This is a genomic window from Mycobacterium sp. 852002-51163_SCH5372311 (genome assembly GCF_001667115.1).
In the GTDB taxonomy this organism is placed as follows: domain Bacteria; phylum Actinomycetota; class Actinomycetes; order Mycobacteriales; family Mycobacteriaceae; genus Mycobacterium.
The window spans coordinates 1-742 of record NZ_LZIJ01000019.1 but is presented as its reverse complement, the minus strand read 5'-3'; the positions used below and the strand labels follow the sequence as shown (position 1 = coordinate 742).

General features: G+C 58.6%; 1 pseudogene. It reads left to right on the top strand.

The window, feature by feature from the left end:
- Positions 1-627, top strand: a pseudogene (locus A5791_RS26640) (hypothetical protein); the annotation flags it as partial.
- Positions 628-742: the final 115 nt, after the last annotated feature.

Sequence of the window (742 nt, the reverse complement as noted above, 5' to 3'; positions counted from 1 at the left end):
ACAATGGTTCCACCGGCCTATCTCGGCAAGCAGTTTGCGGCGGCGCACCAGCACTACCTTGTCTCTGGTAGCGCCACTATTGATTCCGGAGACCTCGAAACTGCCGTTCGCCATGTCACTGAGCACGGTTTCGGCACCGAATCAAACTCACGGCTGTTGGCGCTGATGAACCCGGCACAGGCGGAAGTGGTGTCAACCTTCAAAGCTGGCGAAGAAAACGCCAGCGGCATTATTGCCAAACACGACTACATTCCGTCCGCTGGCGCTCCGGCCTACTTGCAACCGGAAAATATCGTGGGTCAGGTTGCGCCGGAGTCCTACAACGGTCTTAAGGTGCAGGGTTCCTACGGCGAGACCTGGATCATCCAGAGCGACTTCATCCCAGAAGACTACTTCGCGGTTGTCGCCACCTACGGAGCCAACAGCCCTGACAACGCCATCGGGTTCAGGCAGCACGCTCAGCGCCAATATCAAGGTTTGCGTACTATTCCCGGTCTTGGCCCGTATCCGTTGCAGGACAGCTTTTTCCAGCGCAGCTTCGGTGTTGGTGTGCGCCGTCGCGGCCAAGCCTGCGTCACGCAGATCAAGGCCAGCGGTTCCTATAGCGTGCCGGTGATCCCGAAGTGACGCCTCGAGATTGGCTGCAGGCCAATCTGACTGCAGTCGTGGTCGCGGTAGCTCAGGCCGGTGCCACCCTGGCCGGCTCAACTGCTGAAACCAATGTGTCTCAGTCCCATTACTA